Source organism: Pseudomonas karstica (assembly GCF_009707515.1).
GTDB classification, from domain to species: Bacteria; Pseudomonadota; Gammaproteobacteria; order Pseudomonadales; family Pseudomonadaceae; genus Aquipseudomonas; species Aquipseudomonas karstica.
In genome coordinates this window covers 1-19,215 of sequence record NZ_WLYI01000057.1, presented here as the reverse complement: position 1 = coordinate 19,215, position 19,215 = coordinate 1, and the positions used below count along the sequence as shown (strand labels likewise).

The following is a 19,215-nucleotide window of genomic DNA, read 5'->3' as shown; positions in this document are numbered from 1 at the left end:
CTCAGTATCACAATTACACACCTGACAAAAGCAATCCCGGGGAAAAACCCGGCATGGGAAGGGAGGATGGCAATGTCTGGAGTAGTTTCAGTCAGGGCTGGGGTACTGGGAATTGCACCACTATTGCCGCAATCAAGGCCGCGATGATGCAGTACGGCAAGAAGCCCACCGATGTTTTTAAAGATGTGAAGGCGGCAGGTGATGGCTTTGACGTGCAGATGCGCGACGGGTTTCAGCTCCATTTATCCAAAGGCGAATTGAAGCAGGCTGCAGAACAGGCTCGTTTCCTGGGTGATAATCCGGAGATGATGACGAATGCCAACTTCATGTATGCCGCGAGCGCCAAGCGGGCGCAAATGGAGGGAAACAAAGGTAACGGGGACGAGCATGATAGAAATGCCCAGAGAAGTTATCTGGATGCGTTGCAAAGCCTGAATGATGGAGAACATTTGCACGAAGGGTTGGATCGCTTGGGGCTGAAAAATAATTACAGACGGTCTACAAGTAATGAGTTGGAAAGCGGAGCACTAGGTGTTGTGTCCAATGGGGGGCATGCAATGGCGGTTATCGGCGGGCGAGTAGAGATAAATGGGACACGAGGCTCTAGGCCAGAGGGCATCATTGAGGCATATGCGTTTCACTAAAATGGCAGGCAAGCCCTAAAGCTAACTGTCAGTAACGAAAAAACCCGATAAACCCAACTGTATCCAGGGTCTATCGGGTTTTTTCGGTTCCGGGCGATCAAGCCCGGAACCGGTTCAGCTTATTGGCAAGCTTCGCAATCCGGCTCGTCAATCGCACACGCCTTCGGCACTGGTGCCGGGCCGGCAGGAGCGGCGAGCACCGAGTCATCACCGTGGTTGCCGCCGCTGGAAACCGCGTTCAGCTTGCCGGTGTTGATGGTCGACTTCTCGGTGCTGGTGGCAGCCAGGGCGCGGAGGTAATAAGTGGTTTTCAGGCCACGGTACCAAGCCATGCGGTAGGTCACGTCGAGCTTCTTGCCCGAAGCGCCGGCGATGTACAGGTTCAGTGACTGAGCCTGGTCGATCCACTTCTGGCGACGGCTGGCGGCGTCGACGATCCACTTGGTGTCCACTTCGAACGCAGTCGCGTAGAGCTCTTTGAGTTCCTGCGGGATACGCTCGATCTGCTGTACCGAACCGTCGTAGTACTTCAGGTCGTTGATCATCACCGAGTCCCACAGGCCGCGGGCTTTCAGGTCGCGAACCAGGTACGGGTTGATCACGGTGAATTCGCCCGACAGGTTCGATTTCACATACAGGTTCTGGTAGGTCGGTTCGATCGACTGCGACACGCCCGTGATGTTGGCGATGGTGGCGGTCGGTGCGATGGCCATGATGTTGGAGTTACGAATGCCTTTCTGCACACGGGCACGTACCGGCGCCCAGTCCAGGGACTCATTCAGGTCAACGTCGATGTACTTCTGGCCACGCTGTTCGATCAGGATCTGCTGCGAATCCAGCGGCAGGATGCCTTTGGACCACAACGAACCCTGGAATGTCTCGTAGGCGCCGCGCTCATCGGCCAGGTCGCAGGAAGCCTGGATCGCGTAGTAGCTGACCGCTTCCATGGACTTGTCGGCAAACTCGACCGCAGCATCCGAACCGTAAGGAATGTGCTGCAGGTACAGCGCATCCTGGAAGCCCATGATGCCCAAGCCAACCGGACGGTGCTTGAAGTTGGAGTTCTTCGCTTGCGGCACCGAGTAGTAGTTGATGTCGATTACGTTATCGAGCATGCGCACGGCGGTGTTCACGGTGCGTTGCAGCTTCACGGTGTCCAGCTTGCCGTTGACGATGTGGTTTGGCAGGTTGATCGAGCCCAGGTTGCAAACGGCGATCTCGTCCTTGTTGGTGTTCAAGGTGATCTCGGTGCACAGGTTCGAGCTGTGAACCACGCCCACGTGCTGCTGCGGGCTGCGCAGGTTGCATGGGTCCTTGAAGGTCAGCCATGGGTGGCCGGTTTCAAACAGCATGGAGAGCATTTTACGCCACAGGTCTTTGGCCTGGATGGTCTTGAACAGCTTGATCTTGCCAGGGTACTGGGACAGGGCTTCGTAGTACTCGTAGCGCTCTTCGAAGGCCTTGCCGGTCAGGTCGTGCAGGTCCGGCACTTCCGATGGCGAGAACAGGGTCCATGGGCCGTCATCGAAGACGCGCTTCATGAACAGGTCAGGGATCCAGTTGGCGGTGTTCATGTCGTGGGTACGACGACGGTCATCGCCGGTGTTCTTGCGCAACTCGATGAACTCTTCAATGTCCATGTGCCAGGTTTCCAGGTAGGCACACACAGCGCCTTTGCGCTTGCCACCCTGGTTGACGGCAACGGCGGTGTCGTTCACTACCTTGAGGAACGGGACCACGCCCTGGGACTTGCCGTTGGTGCCCTTGATGTACGAACCCAGCGCACGCACCGGCGTCCAGTCGTTGCCCAGGCCTCCGGCGAATTTGGACAACATGGCGTTGTCGTGGATCGCGTGGTAGATGCCCGACAGGTCATCCGGAACGGTGGTCAGGTAGCAGCTCGACAGCTGTGGACGCAAGGTGCCGGCGTTGAACAGGGTTGGGGTCGAGGACATGTAGTCGAAGGACGACAGCAGGTTGTAGAACTCGATGGCACGGTCTTCTTTGTGCTTCTCTTCGATCGCCAGGCCCATGGCCACGCGCATGAAGAAGATTTGCGGCAGTTCGAAGCGGATACCATCCTTGTGGATGAAGTAACGGTCGTACAGGGTCTGCAGGCCCAGGTAGGTGAACTGCTGGTCACGTTCGTGGTTGATGGCCTTGCCGAGTTTTTCCAGGTCGAAGCTGGCCAGGATCGGGTTCAGCAATTCGAATTCGATACCCTTGGCGATGTAGGCCGGCAGGGCCTTGGCGTACAGGTCAACCATCTCGTGGTGGGTAGCGCTGTCGGCGACGCCGAGGAAGCCCAGGCCTTCGGCACGCAGGGTGTCCATCAGCAGGCGGGCAGTGACGAACGAGTAGTTCGGTTCACGCTCAACCAGGGTACGGGCGGTCATCACCAAGGCGGTGTTGACGTCGGTCAGGGCCACGCCGTCGTACAGGTTCTTCAGGGTTTCACGCTGGATCAGGTCGCCGTCGACTTCTTCCAGGCCTTCACACGCTTCAGTGACGATGGTGTTCAAGCGACCCATGTCCAGCGGCGCGAAAGAACCATCGGCGAGGGTGATGCGGATCGAGGGGTGAGCTTGCACGGCTTCTTCGGAGGGTGCGCGAACGGCGCGTTCCTTGGAGCGGGCGTCACGGTAGATCACGTAGTCGCGCGCCACTTTCTGCTCGCCGGCACGCATCAGGGCCAGTTCGACCTGATCCTGGATTTCTTCAATGTGGATGGTGCCGCCCGAGGGCATGCGACGCTTGAAGGTCGCGGTGACCTGTTCGGTCAGGCGGGCAACGGTATCGTGGATGCGCGACGAAGCAGCTGCGGTGCCGCCTTCAACTGCAAGAAACGCTTTGGTGATGGCGACGGTGATTTTGTCATCGGTGTAGGAGACGACAGTGCCGTTACGCTTGATCACTCGCAATTGGCCCGGCGCGGTGGCGGACAGATCCATATTCGAATCGGCGCCCTGCGGCACGGAGCCCTGCGGGTTCTCGCGAGTTGTGTCGGTTTGCATGGGGGATCTCCACATTCTCTGTATTTATTTGGGCACCATCACGGTGCCCACCGTTCCGTCCTGAAGCACTACAACCGGTGAAACCGGGCATAACCACTTCGGGACAGTAGGAAGGGAGCTGATCGCGCCGCTTCCATGCCGAAGTCAAAGGTTTGAAACCAGGGGTTTCAAACCGTATTCCTGATAGGGCGGCAGGCTTCTTTCTATTACGCCTTTGCAACACCCGTACCGTTTTCCTGCCATGGGCTGGAAAACAGCTGCCATCCGCGTGCGCGGTTTGGTCTACTGAAAAAGCCGTTGGTTCCACCAAACCTGAGGCAAGAAAGCACTTGAGTTTCTTGGCCAGTTTGTGTTTGGTTTTTTTGCTTAAAACCCTACATGTAGGGTTTTTTTCGCAACGAGCTACAAGATAATGCGTTTTGGGGGGGTTAGCAACGCACTACCTGTGGATAACGCTGTGAGTAAAATGTGTATGAAACGTGGAATAGCCGTGTAGGCCGCGGTACTGCGGGATTACGCCGTTTGTCACCGAATATTCCAGGCTCAAAACTTCTGGGTGGATTTTTGCGGGCGCGAACCCTACCACAAAAAAACCTGATCACCGAATGCATTTCCCAGCTTGTATTTGAGGGCTGGCCCGTTGCTACAATCGACCTTTATTTATGCCCTACTACATTCCAAACGTAGGAGTGGGCTTGCCCGCGAAGAACGTCAGCGATAATGCTGGCTTCCTGAATGAATGCGGTGCCCATGGGTTTTTCGCGGGCAAGCCCGCTCCTACAATAATTAGCGTCGAGGTAGCGCATGGAGCAAGAAGCCTGGCAGGTATTGATTGTCGAGGACGACCAGCGTCTGGCTGAGCTGACCCGCGACTACCTGGAGAGTAACGGCCTGCGTGTATCGATAGAAGGCAACGGTGCCCTGGCGGCGGCGCGGATCATCGCCGAGCAACCGGACCTGGTGATCCTTGACCTGATGTTGCCCGGAGAAGACGGCCTGAGTATCTGCCGCAAGGTGCGCGAGCGCTATGAGGGGGTGATCCTGATGTTGACCGCCCGCACCGATGACATGGACCAGGTGCAAGGCCTGGACATGGGCGCCGATGATTATGTCTGCAAACCGGTGCACCCACGCTTGTTGCTGGCGCGGATCCAGGCCCTGCTGCGGCGCAGTGAAAACCTCGAACCCGCGACCCCGGAAAAACAGCGGCGCCTGCAATTCGGTCCGCTGGTAGTGGACAACGCGCTGCGCGAAGCCTGGCTGCACGACGGCGGCATTGAGTTGACCAGTGCCGAATTCGACTTGCTATGGCTGCTGGTGGCCAATGCCGGGCGCATCCTGTCCCGGGAAGAAATCTTCACCGCCTTGCGTGGCATCGGCTACGACGGCCAGGACCGCTCCATCGACGTGCGTATTTCGCGGATCCGCCCGAAAATCGGCGATGACCCGGTCCATCCACGCCTGATCAAAACCATCCGCAGCAAAGGCTACCTGTTTGTCCCCGAAGCTTGCGCCGACATGCCGCTGTGAACTCGATCTTCCTGCGCATCTATGGTGGCATGTGCGCGGCGCTGATTCTGGTGGCCTTGCTCGGCGTGCTGGCCCTGCATCTGCTCAACGAGATACGCAGCGACCAGTATCGCGAACGTCTGGCCCACGGCACCTTTGCCTTGATGGGCGATAACCTGCAACCCATGAGCGACATCGAACGGCGTCGGGCGCTGGCGATATGGGAGCGCTTGTTGGGTATCCCACTGCAATTACAATCGGTGGCCGATGCTCATCTGGACCTGGGCCAGCGCAATCGCCTGCAGCGCGGCCAGGTGCTGGTACAGCAGACCGGGCCCCATGCGGCCAAAGTCCTGCGCCTGGTCAGCGAAAAGCAACAGTTGCTGTTGACAGGGGAAGTGCAGCAGATCAGTGAGCAACTGGCCCGGGCGACCATCTACCTGTTGGCCGATGAGCTGGTGCGTTTCCCGGTGGCCGAGCAGCCACAAAGGCTGGCGGATTTGAAAAAATCCAAGGGTTTTGGTTTCGAGATGCACTTGGTGGCCCTCGACCAGGCCGATATGGATGACGATCAGCGGCGCCGCGTGGCGGAGGGCGACACGGTGATGGCCTTGGGCAAGGGCGGCGATTCGATCCGGGTTTTTTCCGGCATGGTCGGCACGCCTTGGGTCCTGGAAATCGGCCCGCTTTATCAAATGAACCCTTATCCCGCGCAATGGCTGATCCTGATCGCGCTGATTGGCCTGACTCTGATCGGCTTGATCGTCTATCTGCTGGTGCGACAGTTGGAGCGGCGCTTGAGCGGGCTGGAGTCTGCCGCCACGCGTATCGCCAAAGGCAATCTGGAGGCACGGGTGCCAGCCCGTGGTGCCGATTCGGTGGGGCGCCTGGCGGCGGCCTTCAATGGCATGGCTGAACACCTGCAACGCTTGCTGGCGATCCAGCGCGAACTGGTGCGCGCGGTGTCCCACGAACTGCGTACCCCGGTGGCACGGCTGCGCTTTGGCCTGGAGATGATCGGTGATGCCACCACTCCTGAGGCCCGGCGCAAGTATATGGAGGGCATGGACAGCGACATCCAGGACCTCGACGGTCTGGTGGACGAAATGCTGACGTATGCGCGGCTGGAGCAGGGGGCGCCGGCACTGAGTTTCCAGCGGGTCGACCTCAGCGCCTTGCTCGATCAAGTGATTGGCGAGCTGGCCCCGCTGCGACCGGAAATTACCGTGGAGCGGGGGATTTGCCTGTCCTCGCCGCACTGGGACAATGCATGGGTCGAAGCCGAGCCGCGCTATCTGCACCGAGCCTTGCAAAACCTGGTGAGTAATGCGATGCGCCATGCCAAGGGGCGTGTGTTAATCAGCTATCAGGTGGGCCAGGTACGTTGTCGGATCGATGTGGAAGACGACGGTCCGGGCGTGCCGGAAAGTGCCTGGGAGCGTATTTTTACGCCGTTCCTGCGCCTGGACGATAGCCGCACCCGTGCTTCGGGCGGGCATGGCCTGGGGTTGTCGATTGTGCGGCGGATCATCTACTGGCACGGCGGGCGGGCGTTGATCAGCAAGAGCAACAACCTGGGTGGTGCGTGTTTCAGCTTGAGTTGGCCAAGGGATCAGGAGAAAGCCTGAGGTCGGTATCGCGGGCAAGCCTGCGATAGCGATCTATCAGGCGCTGACAGCCACCAGGCTAAGCAGTTGCCCTTCATGCACCGCAAACTGCGCTTCAAGCTCGGTGCCATGGCACCACTCATTGGACAGGTCGGTGAGCAGCCGCAAGCGCACATGCCCGGATTCTGACCAGTGCACAATTTCGGCATGTTCAAAGTAGAAACGCTTCTGCACGATAGGGTAGAGCGCTTTGAACAGGCTTTCCTTGGCGGAAAAGGTCAGGGTCACCAGTTGCGCAACCTGATCTCGCGGGCCGCTTGCCATGCGCTGTAGCTCATCCGCTGTGAGAATCTCCCCGGCAAGCCGCTCTGCCCGTTCCAGGTCCAGCATATTCTCCAGGTCCATCCCCAACCCGCGCCATTGCGTTTTATGAGCAACGATGGCCGCCGCGTGCCCGGTGCTGTGGGTGATCGAGCCGCTGATATGGGGCGGCCAGACGGGCGCACGATCCTCGCCAATGGCCGGGACGCAGTCCAACCCTTCAAGCTGTTGCAACGCTGCCCGAGCACAGAGCCGTCCGGCCAGGAACTCCGCCTGACGCTTGGCCACCGAGCGCTGGATGCTGGCGGGCGGCGGCACGGCGCTGCGCTGGAAGTCACCGGCGACCAGCAGGGCGGGATCAAAGCGGGTACTCAGAAACACCGTGCCTGGCAAGGGCTCGGGTAACGGCCAGTGGGCATCGAGTGGGGAGCAGCAGGCGGGTAGAGGATTCATGTCGGGTATTTTGCACGGAGCGGGGTACACAAGGAAAGCTTCGCTTGCGGTTCAATAAAGGTTCAGAGAGTGTTCAGGGGAAGTTCAGGGGCGTTTGGGTAGTCTAAGAACGTACCCAAAGCCCTAAGCCTACGAGGTAGCACCATGACGATGTTCAAGAATCTGATGTTGGCTCTCACCATGCTCGGTGCCAGTGCGGCGGTCCAGGCTTGTGACGGTAGCCCGATCATTCAGGACAGCAACAGGATCAAGAAATCCGGCAGCGTGAGTGCCGGTCTTGATCACGTCAGCTTCAATGATGGCGATGGCCATGGTTCTACCTGGGGCCAGTCTCTGGGGCGGACCACCCAGTTGTCGCCCTATTACGTGGGATACGAGCCCATATCCGGTCGTTTTAACGGCACTAAACTACGCCAGCAAGACCTGCAGGGCCGTTATGATGTACCCCAGCCGGAACGTTGATTTGCCTTGGAGAGCTTTATGAAACTGCTGGTTGTGGAGGATGAGGCGCTGCTGCGTCATCACTTGCTGACCCGACTCACCGACAGCGGTCACGTGGTCGAGGCCGTGGCCAATGCCGAGGAGGCGTTGTACCAGACCGGGCAATTCAACCATGACCTGGCTGTCATCGACCTCGGCTTGCCGGGCATGGGCGGCCTGGACCTGATCCGCCAGTTGCGGGCCCAGGCCAAGACGTTTCCGATCCTGATCCTGACCGCACGCGGCAACTGGCAGGACAAGGTCGAAGGGCTGGCGGCAGGTGCCGACGATTATGTGGTCAAGCCGTTCCAGTTCGAAGAGCTGGAAGCGCGGATGAATGCACTGCTGCGTCGCTCCAGTGGCTTTACCCAATCGACCATCGTCGCCGGGCCCTTGCTGCTGGACCTCAACCGCAAGCAGGCCTCCCTTGACGAGCAGCCGCTGGCGCTGACGGCCTACGAATACCGGATCCTTGAATACCTGATGCGTCACCATCAACAGGTAGTACCCAAGGACCGCCTGATGGAACAACTCTACCCTGACGACGATGAGCGTGACCCGAATGTGATTGAAGTGCTGGTTGGCCGCTTGCGCCGCAAGTTGGAAGGCCCGTCGGGCTTCAAGCCGATCGACACCGTGCGTGGCCTGGGCTACCTGTTTAACGAGCGCTGCCGTTGATTCGCTCGTTACGTGTGCGCCTGATGCTGGCAGCCACTACCCTGGCGGTGTTGTTCATGCTGGGGTTGCTGCCGGCCATGCAAGGGGCCTTCAGCCTGGCCTTGCAGGACTCCATCGAACAGCGTCTGGCGTCAGACGTAACGACCCTTATTTCTGCCGCGCGGGTCGAAAACAATCGCCTGCTGATGCCGGCGCAATTGCCCGATGAACGCTTCAACCTCACCGACAGTCGTCTGCTGGGCTACATCTATGACCGCGAGGGCCATCTGGTCTGGCGTTCGCGGGCGACCCGGGAAGAAAACACCAACTACAAGCCACGCTATGACGGGCGCGGTAACGAGTTCGCGCGGATTCGTGAGACCAACGGCCAGGAATTTTTTGTCTATGACGTCGAGGTCAAGTTGCTGGGAGGCAAAAGTGCAGCGTTCAGCATCGTCGCCTTGCAACCGGTGCGTGAATACCAACTGACCCTCGAAGGTCTGCGGGAAAACCTCTACCTGGGTTTCGGCGCGGCGTTGCTGGTACTGCTGACGTTGCTCTGGCTGGGCCTGACCTGGGGTCTGCAAGCCTTGCGGCGGCTGAGCCAGGAGTTGGACCAGATTGAAGGCGGCACCCGGGAAAGCCTCAGTGAAGAACATCCCAGGGAACTGTTGCGCCTGACGGGTTCTCTCAACCGCCTGCTTCATAGCGAACGTGAGCAACGCACCCGTTACCGCGACTCCCTGGATGACCTTGCCCACAGCCTGAAAACGCCGCTGGCGGTTTTGCAGGGCGTAAGCGAGGACATGGCCCAGCGTCCCGAAGACCGCGACCAGGCCTGGGTCCTGCAATCGCAGATCGAACGCATGAGCCAGCAGATCGGCTATCAGCTGCAACGTGCCAGCCTGCGCAAAAGCGGCCTGGTGCGTCATCAGGTACGCTTGCAACCGGTGTTGCAAAGCCTGTGTGACACCCTGGACAAGGTCTACCGTGACAAGGCTGTCCACGTCTCCTTCGCACTGCCGCAGGAGTGCGACGTACCTATCGAGAAGGGGGCCTTGCTGGAGTTACTCGGCAACCTCTTGGAAAATGCCTATCGCCTATGCCTGAGCGAGGTGCGCATTACCCTGCAAGAAAACCTGGAAGGTGTTGAGCTGTGCATCGAAGACGACGGCCCTGGCGTGCCACCGGACCAGCGGGCGCGGATCCTGCAACGCGGCGAGCGGTTGGACCGCCAGCATCCGGGGCAGGGGATTGGACTGGCGGTGGTCAAGGACATCATTGAAAGCTATGGCGCGCGCTTGACCTTGGGGGACTCTCCCTTGGGAGGCGCGGCATTCAAGATTCATTTCCCGCTATTTGATCAGTTTTAGCGGCTACAGCGCGCGATACGCCCCAGGCGTCAGGCCCGTCCACTTCTTGAACGCCCGATGAAATGCCGACGGTTCGGAAAAGCCCAACTGCTCGGCGATTTCCTGCAACGATAAATCTGCACGGCCCAAATGAAAGATCGCAATATCCCGGCGCAACTCATCCTTGAGTGCCTGAAAACTGGTGCCTTCCTCTCGCAAGTGCCGGCGCAAGGTCTGCGGGCTGATATGCAGGTGTTGGGCGACGGCTTCCAGGTCGGGCCAGGGCGTGCGGTCGCGGCTCAATAAGCGGCGTAGCTGACTGCTTAAACTGTCGCCCTCATCGGGGCGTGACAACAGGTCGGCGGGGGAGCGTTCCAGGAACAGCTTGAGGGTGCGTTCGTCCTGCAGCAGCGGCAGGCTCAAGTAGCGACTATGAAACACCAGGCTGCTGGTGGGGGCGGAGAACACTTGGGGGCAAGGAAACAGCAAGTCGTACTCGCTGCTATGGGCCGGTACCGGGTAGCTGAACGTTGCCTGTTCCAGGCGGATTCGCTGTCCGATCAGCCAACTGCCCAGGCGATGCCAGATCACCAGCAGGCACTCGCTCAAGAAATGATCTGGGTCCCACAATTGCGAATCGTCCAGGCTCAAACGAGCCATGTCGCCTTCACGCGCCAGGTGCCAGCGCGGCCCCTGCGCGAATAAGCCATAAAATAACAAGCCGCGTTCCAGGGCCTTTTCCAGGGTGCGGCAATGGATCAGCGCGTGGCACATCATGGCGAAGGTGCCGCGTTTGCTCGGGGCCTCGGCAAACCCCAGGTATTCGTCATCCAGCGCCAGCCATAGCATTTGCAGCAACCGAGTGAATTGCTCCGGCGCGATGCGGGCTCGTGATTCGGTCAGTAGTTCCGGGGGGATACCCACCTGCTGCAACAGGCTCGAGTAATCGTAGCCTGCCCGGCGTGCGCCACCGAGGGCCGCCCGGGCGTAGTGACTGGCGATGGTGCGTTCGCGCATGAAAGGGCCTCGTCCATTGAGTGGCAGATGTTAGCCATCACCTGGCGGGGCAACAAGGCGGATATCCGCCAATTTTTAGGATTGGTCTGAATGATCGGGCGGAAAACCGCCATCTGATTCGTCGCCATGGCGACGCCCAGAACGCCCCAACACCAGATGCCTAAAGGGTTTCAAGGATTTTCAGCAAAGTGGCATGGCGTTTGCGATACAAGCGAGAGACCTGCCCTGTGCAGCTCGCAAACAACAAATCCCTCCAGTGCAGGAGGGTTCGCAATTCACGTGTCGTGGGCAATGGCGGATATTTGTCACACGGGACGATTGAGGAAACTTTGCAATGACGACTCGTCAGCCGTTCTATAAGACCCTGTACTTCCAGGTAATCGTTGCCATCGTTATCGGTATCCTGCTCGGCCACTTCTACCCGCAGACTGGCGTGGCCCTCAAACCACTGGGTGACGGCTTCATCAAACTGATCAAAATGGTCATCGCCCCGATCATCTTCTGCACCGTTGTCAGCGGTATCGCTGGCATGCAAAGCATGAAATCGGTGGGCAAGACTGGTGGCTATGCGCTGCTGTACTTCGAAGTCGTTTCCACCATTGCCTTGCTGATCGGTCTGATCGTGGTGAACGTCGTGCAACCGGGTAGCGGCATGCACATCGACGTGTCGACCCTGGACGCCTCCAAAGTGGCAGCCTACGTGACTGCCGGCCAGGACCAGAGCATCGTCGGCTTCATCCTCAACGTGATCCCGAACACTATCGTCGGCGCGTTTGCCAACGGTGACATCCTGCAAGTACTGATGTTCTCGGTGATCTTCGGTTTCGCCCTGCATCGCCTGGGCGCCTATGGCAAGCCGGTGTTGGACTTCATCGATCGTTTCGCCCATGTGATGTTCAATATCATCAACATGATCATGAAGCTTGCGCCAATCGGCGCCCTGGGTGCCATGGCGTTCACCATCGGTGCCTATGGCGTGGGTTCGCTGGTGCAACTGGGTCAGTTGATGATCTGCTTCTACATCACCTGCGTCCTGTTCGTCCTGGTGGTATTGGGGGGCATCTGCCGCGCGCATGGTTTCAGTGTCCTGAAATTGATCCGCTACATCCGTGAAGAACTGCTGATCGTGTTGGGTACCTCCTCATCCGAGTCCGCATTGCCACGCATGCTGATCAAGATGGAACGCCTGGGCGCGAAGAAGTCTGTGGTAGGCCTGGTGATCCCGACTGGCTACTCCTTCAACCTCGACGGCACTTCGATCTACCTGACCATGGCCGCCGTGTTCATTGCCCAGGCAACGGACACCCACATGGACATCACCCACCAGATCACCCTGCTGCTGGTGTTGCTGCTGTCCTCCAAAGGCGCTGCTGGTGTGACCGGTAGTGGTTTCATCGTCCTGGCTGCGACCTTGTCGGCTGTTGGCCACCTGCCGGTTGCCGGCCTGGCGCTGATCCTGGGTATCGACCGCTTCATGTCCGAAGCCCGTGCCCTGACCAACCTGGTGGGTAACGCCGTGGCGACCCTGGTGGTGGCCAAGTGGGTCAAGGAGTTGGACGAAGACACCTTGCAAGTCGAACTGGAGTCCGGTGGTCGCGGTATCTCCGACACCCGTGAAGAAGATGATCTGGGCGTGGCAGAAGGCCCGGTTCCAGCTATCAAGTAAGACGGCATCGCTGTTGAAAAACCCATCTTCGGATGGGTTTTTTTTGTGAAGGAACTTGCCCCTACAGGGCTGCACAGCTGCCCCGCAAATCAAAACAGTCACCACCAATGACCGTTTAGGTAATTGTCACTCCCTCCACACGAACCTACTCTGTACCCAATCGAATTGGAATCGGAGCTCCCATGTCAGGTCCTTTGGCGTCCCTCAAAGTGCTGGATTTCTCCACGTTGCTGCCTGGCCCGTTCGCCTCGTTACTGCTGGCGGACATGGGCGCCGAGGTGCTGCGTATCGAATCCTCCACCCGTATGGACCTGTTGCGGGTGCTGCCGCCCCATGACCGGGGCGTCTCGGCCAGTCACGCCTATCTCAATCGCAACAAGCGCAGCCTGGCCCTGGACCTCAAGCAGGCCGAAGCGCTGGAGATCGTCCGGCAATTGGTGCGGGACTACGACATTGTTCTGGAGCAGTTTCGCCCCGGGGTCATGGAGCGACTGGGCCTGGGATACGAAGCCTTGAAAGCGATCAACCCGAAGCTGATCTACGTATCGATCACCGGGTATGGCCAGACGGGGCCCTACAAGGACCGCGCCGGTCACGACATCAACTACCTGGCCTTGGCCGGTGTGGCCAGTTACACCGGGCGCCAGGACGGCGGGCCGTTGCCGTTGGGTGTGCAACTGGCGGATGTTGGTGGCGGCTCACTGCACGCGGTGATCGGCCTGTTGGCGGCGGTGATCGCCCGACAACAGAGTGGGGTGGGTCAATACCTGGATGTGAGCATGACCGACTGCGTCTTCAGCTTTAACGCCATGGCCGGTGCTGGCTATCTGGCCTGTGGCGTGGAGCCGGACCGGGAAAGCCAAGTGCTCAATGGCGGCAGCTTCTATGACTACTACCGTTCTCGGGATGGACGTTGGCTGTCGGTGGGTAGCCTGGAGCCGGCCTTTATGCAGCGCCTATGCGCGGCCCTGGGGCGCCCGGAACTGGCAGTCCAGGGCTTGTCGCCCGAGCCTGAACAGCAAAAAAACCTCAAGCAGGCGCTGCAGGTCGAGTTCGAGAAACGCGGTTTTGATGAGCTGTGCGAACTGTTCGCCGGGGTGGATGCCTGCGTCGAACCGGTCTTGAGCCTGAGTGAGGCCCTTGAACATCCCCAACTGAAAGCCCGGGCACTGGTCAGCCAGGTGCCTCGGGGAGATGGTTCGGAACAGGCGCAGTTGGCTTGCCCGCTGAAATTTTCAGAAGGCTTGCCGGCGCCCCGGCATATCGGTGTGGCGGTAGGTGCCCACAGTGACGAGGTACTGGGCGAGCTGGGTTTCAGTGCTCAGCGGATAGCAGATTTGCGGCGCGCCAGGGTGGTTGGGTAATTACAAGCGCCACACAACCTCACTCGACCCGGGTTTCCCCGGTAAACACCAATGTTTCCCGACACCGCCGGCACAAATACCGCCGGCCCTGATTGACCAGCCCATGACGTTGTGCCGAGAACGGGAAGTCACTGTCGGCGCACGGGCAGCGGTAGATATAGCGGGTTACCCGACGACGCTGGATTTCATAGGTATGGCAACGATCGGGCGGCAGTTCGTATACCCCGCGCATGATCAACTGCCATTCCTCACCATGGGGTTGGATGCGCTCGCCGAACAATTGGTGGGCTATCAGATGCGCTACTTCATGGGCAACGGTCTGCTTGAGGAAATGTTGGCTGTTTTCCCGGTACAACTGCGGGTTGAATCGCAGCAGGTTCTCGTGCAAATGCGCGACGCCGGCTTTCTGGCCTCGTAGCTTGAGGCTGACCTGAGGGCGTTTGAAACTTCGTTTGAAAAAGGATTCGGCTTGTTGGAAACAATCTTCGACGCGGGTATTGAGTTGCTCGGGCATGCTGTACATATCTCCAGAGATGTCCAGTATGCCGCAAACTTTGGTGTTTCCGAATCTGTCAGGCGCCGAATGGTCATGCATAACGCACAAAGCCACCTTGCGGTGGCTTTTCCTGCGAGGTGAAGCCGCCTAATTGGTGTAGATAGGGCCCACGCCCAAGCCCCAGACGATCACGGTAAAGGCCATGATCGCCACCAGTACCACCAGGCCCACGGCCAGCACCGAGCTGGAAAACAGAAAGCCCTCGTCCGGATTGATGTTCATGAAGGTCGGCAGCCCGACATACAGCAAGTACACCGTGTAGCAGATGGCCGCAGTGCCGACGACCATTCCCAGCCACATATGCGGATAGAGCGCGGCCAGCCCGCCGATAAACAGCGGGGTCGCGGTATAAGTAGCGAACGCCACACAGCGCGACATGCTTGGGTTGGCATCGTAGGTACGGGCCATCCAGTGAACAAAGGCGCCCATCACCGCCACGCCACCGAGCATCGCCAGGTACGACATGATGGTCATCCACAAGGCGCTTTCCACCGTCAGCATGACCGGGGCGCGACTGCCGATGACCCAGCCGACCTGGGTGGTACCAATAAAGGCTGACACGGCGGGGATCGCCGCGAGAATCAGTGTGTGAGTGAGGTACATGTGGCTGATGCTTTCTTCCTTATCGCCACGAATTTCCCGCCATTCCTGATCGGGATGGGTAAAAAGCCCCACAACGTGATGGATCATGCCAGTCACTCCTGTCGTTATTACCATCGCCCCCCCAGCGGAGCGCCCACGGGCCAGTCGGCCTGAAAGGTCTGGATATACATGCGACCTTATGTCGCAGTATAGAAAGGTATGACCTGAAAAACTGTAGGGCTTTAGAGCGAATTGCACTGTAAACACTAGGCTTAATCGCGGCGGGGTCTGATGCGGCTTACCACCGTGCGGATTTTTTTGCGTAAAATACCCGGCTTTTCGTCACACACTTTTCGCGGATCCAGCGCCATGGGCACTCTTACGGTCAACCAGAACAAACTGCAAAAACGCCTGCGTCGCCTGGCCGGTGAAGCAGTCGCCGATTTCAACATGATCGAGGAGGGCGACAAGGTCATGGTCTGCCTGTCCGGCGGCAAGGACAGCTACGCCATGCTCGACGTGCTGATGCACCTGCAAAAGGTCGCACCGGTCAAGTTCGATATCGTCGCCGTGAACATGGACCAGAAGCAGCCCGGCTTTCCCGAGCACGTCTTGCCGGCCTACCTCAAGGCGTTGGGGGTCGAGTACCACATCGTCGAGAAAGACACCTATTCGGTGGTCAAGGAGCTTATTCCTGAAGGAAAGACCACCTGTTCGCTGTGCTCGCGCCTGCGCCGTGGCACGCTCTACACGTTTGCCGACGAGATTGGTGCAACCAAGATGGCCTTGGGGCATCATCGCGATGACATCGTCGAAACGTTCTTCCTGAACATGTTCTTCAATGGCTCTCTCAAGGCCATGCCGCCCAAGCTGCGGGCGGATGACGGGCGCAATGTGGTGATCCGCCCACTGGCGTATTGCAACGAGAAGGACATCCAGGCTTACTCCGACTTCAAGCAATTCCCGATCATCCCGTGCAACCTCTGCGGCTCCCAGGAAAACCTGCAACGCCAGGTGGTCAAGGAGATGCTGCAGGAGTGGGAGCGCAAGACCCCAGGCCGTACCGAAAGCATCTTCCGCAGTTTGCAGAACGTGATTCCATCCCAGTTGGCCGACCGCAATCTGTTCGACTTCACCCACTTGCGCATTGATGAAGCGGCGGCATCGCGTTTCGTCAATGTAGTGAATCTTTGAGCGTTATCCGTGCTCTGACAGACGGCGCTCATCGGCGCTGTTTTCATTTCAATCCGTAGGAGAGGGCATGCGCGACTACAAGTGGCTGCACGAATATTGTTTGAACCGCTTCGGTTCGGCGGCCGAATTGGAAGCTCACCTGCCGGTGCCCAAGTCCTCGACGCAATTGCGCAAGATTAGTGATGATCGCTACCTGTCGACCCTGTCGTTGCGGGTGTTCCGTGCCGGGCTCAAGCACAGCGTAGTGGATGCCAAGTGGCCGGCGTTCGAGCAGGTGTTCTTCGGTTTTGATCCGGAAAAAGTCGTGCTGATGGGCGCTGAGCACTTGGAGCGACTGATGCAGGACGCGCGGATCATTCGCCACTTGGGCAAGCTCAAGAGCGTGCCGCGCAACGCGCAGATGATTCTGGATATCGAGAAGGAAAAGGGCAGCTTCGGTGCGTTGATCGCTGACTGGCCGGTGACCGATATCGTCGGCCTGTGGAAGTACCTGAGCAAGCACGGCCACCAGTTGGGCGGGCTGTCGGCCCCGCGTTTTTTACGCATGGTCGGCAAGGACACTTTTGTTCCCAGCTACGACGTGGTGGCGGCGTTGAATGCGCAGAAGATCGTCGACAAGGTGCCGACCAGCCTGCGGGATTTGGCGACGGTGCAGGGCGCGTTCAACCAGTGGCACGCGCAGAGCGGGCGGCCGATGTGTCAGTTGTCGATGATGTTGGCGTACACCGTTAATCACTGACGTGGCCGATGCCGAGGGCGATCCTGCGGACCGCATCGCAGCTTCGTACCTCAGCAGCGGCTACAAGGCCGGCTGACCTTCTCCTGCCAACCGTCGGTCCAGCTGGAACCGCCAGCGTACATACAGCATCGCCGTGCAGAACACCGCCAGGCTGGCGAGCATTTCCAGCACGCCAAACCACTGCCGGTTCGGGTCGTAAGCCGCCAACGCGCCCTTGATGAAATACAGGTTTACCACAAAGCACATCCACGAATGCCCACGGGCACTGCCCATCACCATGCCCGGCGCCATCAACAGCAGCGGCACCAGTTCGATCAGCAGGATCACCCAAGGCCGCGCGCCATGCAGGTCGGCAAACACCAGGTAATAGGCGCACAGCAAACCAACCAGGCCGAGAAAGCTCACCAGGCTCAGGACCCGCATCACCTTTACCCGCGGTGCCAGCCAGGCCTGGGGTGGCAGGACTTTAGGCTTCCTGGCCATGGCCGCTCTCCAGTTTCGCGGCGGTCTTCGCCAGGCGCAGGCCCAAGGCCCGGCACAAGGCTATTTCATGCGCGTCCAGCGCGCGCTTGCCATCGGCGCCGGCGTGGTGGCTGGCGCCATAAGGCGTGCCGCCGCCCTGGGTGTCGAGCAGTGCCTGTTCACTGTAGGGCAAGCCGGTGATCAACATGCCGTGGTGCAACAACGGCAGCAGCATCGACATCAAGGTGGTTTCCTGACCGCCGTGCAGGCTGGCAGTGGAGGTGAAGACGCCGGCCGGTTTGCCGACGAGGGCGCCGGTCAGCCATAGGTTGCTGGTGCCGTCGAGAAAGTACTTCAAGGGCGCCGCCATGTTGCCGAAACGGGTCGGGCTGCCCAGGGCCAGGCCGGAACAGTTTTTCAGGTCATCGAGGCTGGCGTACAACGCGCCCTCGGTTGGAATGCTTGGCGCCACCGCTTCGCATTCGGTGGAAATCGCCGGCACGGTACGCAGCCGTGCTTCCAGGCCAGCCTGCTCGATACCGCGGCCAATCTGTCGGGCCATTTCGCTGACTGAACCGTTGCGGCTGTAATACAGCACCAGCACATATGGCGTGCTCACGGAAGAATCTCCAGGATTTTCTCCGGTGGCCGACCGATCACGGCTTTGTCGGCAGTTTCCAGGATCGGCCGCTCCATCAGTTTAGGATGAGTGGCAATGGCCGCGATCAACTGTGTTTCGCTCAGGCTCTCGTCGACCAGGTTGAGGGTCTTGTACTCCTCTTCGCCGGTACGCAGCAGTTGTCGGGCACTGATCTGCAGTTTGCCCAGCAGGGCCTTTAACTGCGCAGCGTCGAGCGGAGTTTCCAGGTAGCGCACCACGATGGGTGTCAGCCCCTGGGCTTGCAGCAGTTCGAGCGCACCGCGGGATTTCGAGCAGCGCGGGTTGTGATAAAGCGTCAGATCGGTCATGTGCGGGTCGCATCTTGCGTAAGGTGGCAGGTATTCTACCTGTGCTGCGCGAAGTCCTGAACCTTGAGAGGCAACAGGTCGCAGTTCATGTTCATTTTTGCTTGAAGGACTCCCCCATGATGAGGCGACTATTAGGCGCATTGGCGATTATCACTACGCTGCTGCTCAGCGGTTGCGGCAATGACTATGGCGTTGACCAATACGGTCAGAAAGTGGCCGCCGAGCGCCTGGACAAACAGTGGTTGGTGATTAATTACTGGGCCGAATGGTGTGGGCCATGTCGTACCGAGATTCCGGAGCTCAACGCGTTGGCCGAGCAACTCAAGGACCAGTCGGCGGGCGTGTTTGGTGTCAACTTTGACAACGCACAAGGTGAGGAGCTCAAGAGCGCCAGTGACAAATTGGGTATCAAGTTCACCGTATTGGCGCAGAACCCGGACGGCATCTTCGAGATTCCCCGAAGTGAAGCCTTGCCGGTGACTTACATCATTGATGACAAGGGCAAGGTGCGTGAGCAACTGATGGGTGAGCAGACCGCAGAAGGCGTATTGGCCAGGCTCAAGGCGTTGCGCGGTTGATACATGGCCTGTAGCCGCTGGCGCAGCCTGCGATCGGCTGCGCAGCAGACG

18 protein-coding genes and 1 pseudogene are annotated in these 19,215 nt (G+C 59.2%); 11 read left to right on the top strand and 8 right to left on the bottom strand.

Translation table 11 applies throughout. The annotated features are described in order from the left end of the window. Positions 1-644 (top strand): annotated as a pseudogene (locus GIR22_RS26035) (hypothetical protein); the annotation flags it as partial. Positions 645-763: 119 nt separating this feature from the next. Here GIR22_RS26035 and GIR22_RS25205 read toward each other — a convergent pair. Further along, complete coding sequence (locus GIR22_RS25205; protein ID WP_154745988.1) at positions 764-3,658, bottom strand: ribonucleoside-diphosphate reductase subunit alpha; 2,895 nt, start codon at positions 3,656-3,658, stop codon at positions 764-766. Between the two features lie 804 nt (positions 3,659-4,462). On the opposite strand from GIR22_RS25205, the gene GIR22_RS25200 reads away from it, so the two are divergent. Next, entirely contained in the window at positions 4,463-5,188 is a 726-nt protein-coding gene (locus tag GIR22_RS25200) for a response regulator (protein ID WP_154745987.1), read from the top strand. Further along, the gene (locus tag GIR22_RS25195; RefSeq protein WP_178122462.1) at positions 5,185-6,795 is read left to right on the top strand and encodes an ATP-binding protein; all 1,611 of its coding nucleotides are present in this window, start codon (positions 5,185-5,187) and stop codon (positions 6,793-6,795) included. Before GIR22_RS25200 ends, GIR22_RS25195 begins: the two co-directional genes overlap by 4 nt. 36 nt (positions 6,796-6,831) lie before the next feature. Here GIR22_RS25195 and GIR22_RS25190 read toward each other — a convergent pair whose 3' ends face one another. Further along, a complete protein-coding gene (locus GIR22_RS25190) occupies positions 6,832-7,548 on the bottom strand; it encodes a 4'-phosphopantetheinyl transferase family protein (protein ID WP_154745986.1) in 717 nt (238 codons plus the stop codon). Between the two features lie 144 nt (positions 7,549-7,692). Here GIR22_RS25190 and GIR22_RS25185 point away from each other — a divergent pair, with 144 nt between their 5' ends. From GIR22_RS25185 to GIR22_RS25175, 3 genes are read left to right on the top strand one after another with little or no spacing between them, the layout of a single operon-like run. Then, positions 7,693-8,010, top strand: a complete 318-nt coding sequence (locus GIR22_RS25185; RefSeq protein WP_154745985.1) for a hypothetical protein — start codon at positions 7,693-7,695, stop codon at positions 8,008-8,010. Positions 8,011-8,028: 18 nt separating this feature from the next. Next, positions 8,029-8,706 carry a response regulator transcription factor gene (locus GIR22_RS25180; RefSeq protein WP_154745984.1) on the top strand — a complete coding sequence of 226 codons (678 nt, stop codon included), beginning with the start codon at positions 8,029-8,031 and terminating at the stop codon, positions 8,704-8,706. Then, positions 8,703-10,058 carry an ATP-binding protein gene (locus GIR22_RS25175; protein WP_154745983.1) on the top strand — a complete coding sequence of 452 codons (1,356 nt, stop codon included), beginning with the start codon at positions 8,703-8,705 and terminating at the stop codon, positions 10,056-10,058. The genes GIR22_RS25180 and GIR22_RS25175 overlap by 4 nt, the downstream gene beginning before the upstream one ends. Before the next feature lie 3 nt (positions 10,059-10,061). Here GIR22_RS25175 and GIR22_RS25170 read toward each other — a convergent pair whose 3' ends face one another. Continuing rightward, entirely contained in the window at positions 10,062-11,054 is a 993-nt protein-coding gene (locus tag GIR22_RS25170) for an AraC family transcriptional regulator (RefSeq protein ID WP_154745982.1), read from the bottom strand. 334 nt (positions 11,055-11,388) lie between these two features. Here GIR22_RS25170 and GIR22_RS25165 point away from each other — a divergent pair, with 334 nt between their 5' ends. Together GIR22_RS25165 and GIR22_RS25160 are read left to right on the top strand one after the other, a co-directional pair. Then, the gene (locus GIR22_RS25165; protein ID WP_154745981.1) at positions 11,389-12,720 is read left to right on the top strand and encodes a dicarboxylate/amino acid:cation symporter; all 1,332 of its coding nucleotides are present in this window, start codon (positions 11,389-11,391) and stop codon (positions 12,718-12,720) included. Between the two features lie 182 nt (positions 12,721-12,902). Further along, positions 12,903-14,084, top strand: coding sequence for a CaiB/BaiF CoA transferase family protein (locus GIR22_RS25160; RefSeq protein WP_154745980.1), 1,182 nt, complete (start codon positions 12,903-12,905; stop codon positions 14,082-14,084). Positions 14,085-14,103: 19 nt separating this feature from the next. On the opposite strand, the gene GIR22_RS25155 is transcribed toward GIR22_RS25160, so the two are convergent. Then, positions 14,104-14,598: a SprT family zinc-dependent metalloprotease gene (locus GIR22_RS25155; protein ID WP_154745979.1), complete on the bottom strand. Its 495-nt coding sequence runs from the start codon at positions 14,596-14,598 to the stop codon at positions 14,104-14,106. Between the two features lie 129 nt (positions 14,599-14,727). After that, positions 14,728-15,330 carry a Yip1 family protein gene (locus tag GIR22_RS25150; protein WP_154745978.1) on the bottom strand — a complete coding sequence of 201 codons (603 nt, stop codon included), beginning with the start codon at positions 15,328-15,330 and terminating at the stop codon, positions 14,728-14,730. Positions 15,331-15,591: 261 nt separating this feature from the next. Here GIR22_RS25150 and ttcA point away from each other — a divergent pair, with 261 nt between their 5' ends. Together ttcA and GIR22_RS25140 are read left to right on the top strand one after the other, a co-directional pair. Then, the gene (gene ttcA, locus GIR22_RS25145) at positions 15,592-16,416 is read left to right on the top strand and encodes a tRNA 2-thiocytidine(32) synthetase TtcA (protein ID WP_154745977.1); all 825 of its coding nucleotides are present in this window, start codon (positions 15,592-15,594) and stop codon (positions 16,414-16,416) included. Between the two features lie 67 nt (positions 16,417-16,483). After that, positions 16,484-17,155, top strand: a complete 672-nt coding sequence (locus GIR22_RS25140; RefSeq protein ID WP_154745976.1) for a DNA-3-methyladenine glycosylase I — start codon at positions 16,484-16,486, stop codon at positions 17,153-17,155. A 60-nt stretch (positions 17,156-17,215) separates the two neighbouring features. Here GIR22_RS25140 and GIR22_RS25135 read toward each other — a convergent pair whose 3' ends face one another. Genes GIR22_RS25135 through arsC form a run of 3 tightly spaced genes read right to left on the bottom strand, consistent with a single transcriptional unit; the run spans position 17,216 to position 18,586 of the window. Further along, positions 17,216-17,638, bottom strand: a complete 423-nt coding sequence (locus GIR22_RS25135; protein ID WP_154745975.1) for a DUF2069 domain-containing protein — start codon at positions 17,636-17,638, stop codon at positions 17,216-17,218. Further along, positions 17,622-18,236, bottom strand: coding sequence for an NAD(P)H:quinone oxidoreductase (gene wrbA / locus GIR22_RS25130; protein WP_178122461.1), 615 nt, complete (start codon positions 18,234-18,236; stop codon positions 17,622-17,624). Before wrbA ends, GIR22_RS25135 begins: the two co-directional genes overlap by 17 nt. Continuing rightward, positions 18,233-18,586, bottom strand: a complete 354-nt coding sequence (arsC, locus tag GIR22_RS25125) for an arsenate reductase (glutaredoxin) (RefSeq protein ID WP_154745974.1) — start codon at positions 18,584-18,586, stop codon at positions 18,233-18,235. Before arsC ends, wrbA begins: the two co-directional genes overlap by 4 nt. A 116-nt stretch (positions 18,587-18,702) precedes the next feature. Between arsC and GIR22_RS25120 the strand changes: the two genes are divergently transcribed. Then, positions 18,703-19,164, top strand: a complete 462-nt coding sequence (locus GIR22_RS25120) for a TlpA family protein disulfide reductase (protein WP_154745973.1) — start codon at positions 18,703-18,705, stop codon at positions 19,162-19,164. Positions 19,165-19,215 lie beyond the last annotated feature (51 nt).

Coding starts and splice junctions, on each gene's coding strand:
- GIR22_RS25165 (WP_154745981.1), top strand. CDS start 11,389: ATGACGACTCGTCAGCCGTTCTATAAGACCCTGTACTTCCAGGTAATC.
- GIR22_RS25170 (WP_154745982.1), bottom strand. CDS start 11,054: ATGCGCGAACGCACCATCGCCAGTCACTACGCCCGGGCGGCCCTCGGT.
- GIR22_RS25155 (WP_154745979.1), bottom strand. CDS start 14,598: ATGCCCGAGCAACTCAATACCCGCGTCGAAGATTGTTTCCAACAAGCC.
- GIR22_RS25120 (WP_154745973.1), top strand. CDS start 18,703: ATGATGAGGCGACTATTAGGCGCATTGGCGATTATCACTACGCTGCTG.
- ttcA (WP_154745977.1), top strand. CDS start 15,592: ATGGGCACTCTTACGGTCAACCAGAACAAACTGCAAAAACGCCTGCGT.
- GIR22_RS25135 (WP_154745975.1), bottom strand. CDS start 17,638: ATGGCCAGGAAGCCTAAAGTCCTGCCACCCCAGGCCTGGCTGGCACCG.
- GIR22_RS25190 (WP_154745986.1), bottom strand. CDS start 7,548: ATGAATCCTCTACCCGCCTGCTGCTCCCCACTCGATGCCCACTGGCCG.
- GIR22_RS25185 (WP_154745985.1), top strand. CDS start 7,693: ATGACGATGTTCAAGAATCTGATGTTGGCTCTCACCATGCTCGGTGCC.
- arsC (WP_154745974.1), bottom strand. CDS start 18,586: ATGACCGATCTGACGCTTTATCACAACCCGCGCTGCTCGAAATCCCGC.
- GIR22_RS25140 (WP_154745976.1), top strand. CDS start 16,484: ATGCGCGACTACAAGTGGCTGCACGAATATTGTTTGAACCGCTTCGGT.
- GIR22_RS25150 (WP_154745978.1), bottom strand. CDS start 15,330: ATGATCCATCACGTTGTGGGGCTTTTTACCCATCCCGATCAGGAATGG.
- GIR22_RS25200 (WP_154745987.1), top strand. CDS start 4,463: ATGGAGCAAGAAGCCTGGCAGGTATTGATTGTCGAGGACGACCAGCGT.
- GIR22_RS25205 (WP_154745988.1), bottom strand. CDS start 3,658: ATGCAAACCGACACAACTCGCGAGAACCCGCAGGGCTCCGTGCCGCAG.
- GIR22_RS25180 (WP_154745984.1), top strand. CDS start 8,029: ATGAAACTGCTGGTTGTGGAGGATGAGGCGCTGCTGCGTCATCACTTG.
- GIR22_RS25160 (WP_154745980.1), top strand. CDS start 12,903: ATGTCAGGTCCTTTGGCGTCCCTCAAAGTGCTGGATTTCTCCACGTTG.